The sequence below is a fragment of the Pseudorhodoplanes sp. genome (assembly GCF_035565855.1).
Classification (GTDB): domain Bacteria; phylum Pseudomonadota; class Alphaproteobacteria; order Rhizobiales; family Xanthobacteraceae; genus Pseudorhodoplanes.
In genome coordinates this window covers 1-4524 of record NZ_DATMRX010000334.1, presented here as the reverse complement: position 1 = coordinate 4524, position 4524 = coordinate 1, and the positions used below count along the sequence as shown (strand labels likewise).

Here is a 4524-nt window from a genome sequence, read left to right as displayed (position 1 = left end):
TCGAATTGATGAGCCTCTCGCTCTATGTGATCGCGGCGATCGATCGTGACTCGGCGCGCTCCACGGAAGCGGGGCTGAAATATTTCGTCCTCGGTGCGCTGTCGTCCGGCATGCTGCTCTACGGCGCCTCGCTGATCTATGGCGCGACGGGGCAGATTTCCTTCGCCGGCATCGCCCAGGCGGCCCCTCAGGGCGGACTCGCGGTGACGGTCGGTCTTGTGTTCCTTCTGGCCGGGCTGTGTTTCAAGGTCTCGGCCGTGCCGTTCCATATGTGGACGCCGGACGTCTATGAAGGTTCGCCGACGCCAGTCACGGCCTTCTTTGCGTCGGCGACCAAGGCCGCGGCGATGGCGGTGTTCGTGCGCGCGACCATGACCGCGTTCCCGACCGTGACGCTGCAATGGCAGCAGATCGTCGTCTTCGTCTCCATCGCCTCGATGGCGCTCGGCGCGTTCGCCGCGATCGGCCAGACCAATATCAAGCGCCTCCTGGCCTATTCCTCGATCGGCCATATGGGCTTTGCGCTGGTTGGGCTCGCCGCCGGAACGCCGGAAGGCGTGCAGAGCGTCCTGATCTATATGGCGATCTATGTCGCGATGACGCTCGGCACCTTCGCCTGCGTGCTGTCGATGAAGCGGCAGGGCGCAATGGTGGAGAACATTTCCGATCTCGCCGGGCTCGCGCGCACCTCGCCGATGATGGCGTTCCTGTTCGCGATGCTGATGTTCTCGCTCGCCGGCATCCCCCCGCTCGCCGGCTTCTTCGCCAAGTTCTATGTGTTCCTCGCCGCGATTAATGCGGGCCTCTATGCGCTCGCCGTCATCGGCGTGCTGACGAGCGTCATCGGCGCCTATTATTATCTCGCCATCGTCAAGACGATGTATTTCGACGAGCCGCACAAGAGCTTCGAGCCGATGCCGGGCGAACAGGCTTTCGTGCTTGGCGTCGCCGGCCTGTTCAACCTCTTGTTCTTTGCCTATCCGGCGCCGCTCGTTGACGCTGCGACGGCTGCGGCCAAGTCGTTGTTCTAGGCAGAGACGGCTCGATGGTCTTCGCGCTCGGGCCGCGCGCCCTCGAGGCGGGGCATCGCCTGACCGTCCACGATACGCTTGACTCGACGAACAGCGAAGCGTTGCGGCGCGCGCGCGAAGGTGAACGAGGGCCGTTGTGGATCGTGGCGCGTGAACAGACCGCAGGTCGCGGGCGACGGGGCCGCGAATGGTTCTCCGGAGGCGGCAATCTCGCAACGAGCCTTCTGTTTACCGCGTCGGTGGCACCGGCCGTTGCCGCGACGCTCGGCTTCGTCGCGAGCCTCGCGGTCCATAAGGCCTGCAGCGCACTCGCGCCCGGCCTCGATGTCGCGCTGAAATGGCCCAATGACGTGCTGGCACAGGGCGGCAAGATCGCCGGAATCCTCCTCGAATCCGAGGCGGCGGGCGTCTCGACGGCCGTGGTTGTCGGAATTGGCCTCAATCTCGCCGCCGCACCCGCCGGAACCGCATTCCCGGCGCAGTCGCTGCGTGCGCTCGGCCATCGCGTCGCGCCGGAAGCCGCTTTCGAGGCGCTGACGGATGCATGGAGCGCGTTGGCTGCCTTATGGGACAATGGCCGCGGATTTGATGTCATCCGCGCGGCTTGGCTCGCACAGGCAAGGGGAATCGGGCAATCGGTCTCGGTACGCGCAGGAGATCGGGTGGAAGACGGTATTTTCGAAACGCTGGATGAGCAGGGCCGCCTGATCCTGCGCATGGCTGATGGGACCGCACGCGCCATCAGTGCGGGCGACGTCTATTTCGGCGATGCCGCGAGTGCCGTTGCGGCGGCGGGAGCTGTGCGCTGATGGCGGGAAACGAAACCCAGTTCGTTTTTGCGCCGCTCGGCGGCGTCGGCGAGATCGGCATGAATTTGTCGATCTACGGCATCGGCACCGAACACCGGCGCCGGTGGATGATCGTCGATTGCGGTGTGTCCTTCGCCTCGGAAGAACACCTGCCGGGCGTCGATCTGATATTCCCGGATATCCGCTATCTGGTGGAGGAGCGGCGCAATCTTACCGGCATCGTTCTGACCCATGCGCATGAGGACCATTTCGGCGCATTGTTCGATTTGTGGCCGCAGCTTCGCGTCCCGGTCTATGCGACGCCTTTCACCGCGTCACTGATCGAGGCGAAGAAGGCAAGCGAGCCGGGCGCGCCGGACATCGATCTGAAGGTGGTGCCGCTCGGAGGCCGCTTCGATCTTGGCCCGTTCAATGTCGAGCTCGTGTCGATGTCGCATTCGATTCCGGAATCGAATGCCCTGATCATTCGCACGTCGCTCGGAACGGTGCTGCATACCGGCGACTGGAAGCTCGACCAGACACCGGGTGTTGGACTGCCGACCGATCAGGACAAGCTGCGGCGCCTGGGAGAGGAGGGCGTTCTCGCAGTCGTCGGCGATTCCACGAACGCCGTCCGCGATGGACGCTCGCCATCGGAAGCGGACGTGGCCCGGACACTGGCCGAGCTGATTGCAGCAGCGCCGGCGCGGGTTGCGGTGACCACCTTTGCATCGAATGTTGCGCGGTTGCGTGCGGTCGCGGAGGGCGCGAAGGCCGCCGGCCGCGAAGTCGTCATTGTCGGACGGGCCATGGAGCGGGTGGCGCAGGTGGCGCGAGAGACTGGGTATCTCGACGGGATCGGTGAATTCCGCGGCCCCGATGTCTACGGCTATCTCCCGCCCGACAAGGTGGTCGCGCTCTGTACCGGCAGCCAGGGGGAGCCGCGCGCGGCGCTGGCGCGGATCGCAACGGACGATCACCCCGACATCACACTCGGAGCCGGCGACCAGGTGATTTTCTCGTCACGCACGATCCCTGGCAACGAAAAGGCGGTTTCCTCGGTGATCAACGGACTGATCGACCAGGGGGTGCATGTCATCACCGACCGGACGCATCTCGTTCATGTCTCCGGTCACCCGCGGATTGGCGAGGTCGAGGAATTGCTCGGCTGGCTCAAGCCGAAGATCCTGATCCCGGCCCACGGCGAGGCCTTGCACCTGTCCGAACATGCCGCGATCGGGCGCAGGCTCGGTATCCCCGACGTCGTCACATGCCGCAACGGTGAAATGGTGCAGCTTGCGCCGGGACGGCCGGGGGTGATCGACAAGATCCCGCATGGCCGGACCTACAAGGATGGCGTGGTGATGGTCGACGCCGAAAGCCGGACCATCGCCGAGCGCAGGCGGCTTAGCTTTGTCGGGATGATCACCGTCGCGCTGGCGCTTACTGAAAAAGGCGCGCTGGCGGCCGATCCCGAAATCGAACTGATCGGCATCCCGGAACGCGGCAAGGACGGTCAGCCGCTGGCCGATATTGCCCTCGACGCGGTTCACGACACTTTCGAAAGCCTGCCGCGACAGCGGCGGCGCGATCCGGATTCGGTCGCAGAGGCGGTGAGGCGAGGGGTCCGTGGCGCGGTTGCCCAGCAATGGGGCAAAAAGCCGATCTGTTACGTCCACGTTCTTGCGGTATGATGGCGTCATGATCGGACGACTGAATCATGTCGCGATTGCCGTTCGTGATATCGCGAAGGCATCGGAAGTCTATCGGACGACGCTGGGCGCCGAAGTATCAGAACAGGTGCCGCAGCATGAACACGGCGTCACGACCGTGTTCATCACGCTCCCCAACACCAAGATCGAGCTGCTCGAGCCGCTCGGTGCGGAATCCCCGATTGCCAAATTCCTCGAACGCAATCCGGACGGCGGTATCCACCACATCTGCTATGAGGTGGACGACATCGTCGCCGCGCGGGATGCATTGAAAGAAAAGGGCGCGCGGGTGCTCGGGAGCGGCGAGCCAAAGATCGGGGCACATGGCAAGCCGGTGCTGTTCCTGCATCCAAAGGACTTCTTCGGAACGCTCGTGGAGCTCGAGCAGGCCTGATCACTACGGGCGCGCCAGAACGATGCTCCGGCGCAGTTTTGCGAGAATTGGCGTAGCCGCATGACCTTGACCACCGGCCTCGCGATCTACTTTCTGATCTGGTGGGTGACGCTGTTTGCCGTTCTGCCGTTCGGCGTGAAGTCGCAGCACGAGACCGAGTTTGAGCAGGGCACTGATCCCGGGGCGCCTGTGTTTCCTCGCATGCTGCAGAAGCTGCTGTGGACGACGCTGGTCTCTGCGATAATTTTCGCAATATTATCAGTGATTTACAAATATCACCTGATCGGATTGGACGATATTCCGGGGTTGCCCAGACCGCGCCCGCTGACCTGAATTCCAATTTTCCCCAAGGTGCCGCGGGGAACGCATTCGGCCCCACCGCCGTTATCGCTGACGAATTTTGCGGGGACACGGCATGCCACATTCGCGCTATTTGATCCGTCAAACCGAGGAAGGCTGGAGCATACGGTTCGCCGACGCCGATTTCGGGCCCTATCAGACCAAGCAGGAAGCGCTGATGTTCGCTGTGGATGCGGCGCAGCGACTTGGCGAGGAACGCGGCGAGAATGCGGAAGTCTGCCTGCTCGGGGAAAATGGTC

Annotated in this window: 6 protein-coding genes; all 6 read left to right on the top strand. The window is 63.6% G+C overall.

Annotated elements, in window-relative coordinates:
* Window positions 1–1031: NADH-quinone oxidoreductase subunit NuoN (gene nuoN / locus VN004_RS19155; RefSeq protein ID WP_325613506.1), on the top strand; the 1031-nt coding region annotated here is incomplete at its 5' end.
* Between the two features lie 14 nt (window positions 1032–1045).
* Window positions 1046–1840 (top strand): biotin--[acetyl-CoA-carboxylase] ligase, encoded by a 795-nt coding sequence (locus tag VN004_RS19150; RefSeq protein ID WP_325613504.1) that lies wholly within the window; start codon window positions 1046–1048, stop codon window positions 1838–1840.
* A complete protein-coding gene (locus tag VN004_RS19145; RefSeq protein ID WP_325613501.1) occupies window positions 1840–3513 on the top strand; it encodes a ribonuclease J in 1674 nt (557 codons plus the stop codon). The genes VN004_RS19150 and VN004_RS19145 overlap by 1 nt, the downstream gene beginning before the upstream one ends.
* A 7-nt stretch (window positions 3514–3520) precedes the next feature.
* The gene (gene mce, locus VN004_RS19140; protein ID WP_325613499.1) at window positions 3521–3925 is read left to right on the top strand and encodes a methylmalonyl-CoA epimerase; all 405 of its coding nucleotides are present in this window, start codon (window positions 3521–3523) and stop codon (window positions 3923–3925) included.
* Between the two features lie 60 nt (window positions 3926–3985).
* Window positions 3986–4258 (top strand): DUF1467 family protein, encoded by a 273-nt coding sequence (locus VN004_RS19135; RefSeq protein WP_325613497.1) that lies wholly within the window; start codon window positions 3986–3988, stop codon window positions 4256–4258.
* An 82-nt stretch (window positions 4259–4340) separates the two neighbouring features.
* Window positions 4341–4524: hypothetical protein (locus VN004_RS19130; RefSeq protein WP_325613495.1), on the top strand; the 184-nt coding region annotated here is incomplete at its 3' end.

Excerpts from the sequence above, each read along its gene's own strand:
- mce (WP_325613499.1), top strand. The coding sequence starts at position 3,521 with ATGATCGGACGACTGAATCATGTCGCGATTGCCGTTCGTGATATCGCG.
- VN004_RS19135 (WP_325613497.1), top strand. The coding sequence starts at position 3,986 with ATGACCTTGACCACCGGCCTCGCGATCTACTTTCTGATCTGGTGGGTG.
- VN004_RS19145 (WP_325613501.1), top strand. The coding sequence starts at position 1,840 with ATGGCGGGAAACGAAACCCAGTTCGTTTTTGCGCCGCTCGGCGGCGTC.
- VN004_RS19150 (WP_325613504.1), top strand. The coding sequence starts at position 1,046 with ATGGTCTTCGCGCTCGGGCCGCGCGCCCTCGAGGCGGGGCATCGCCTG.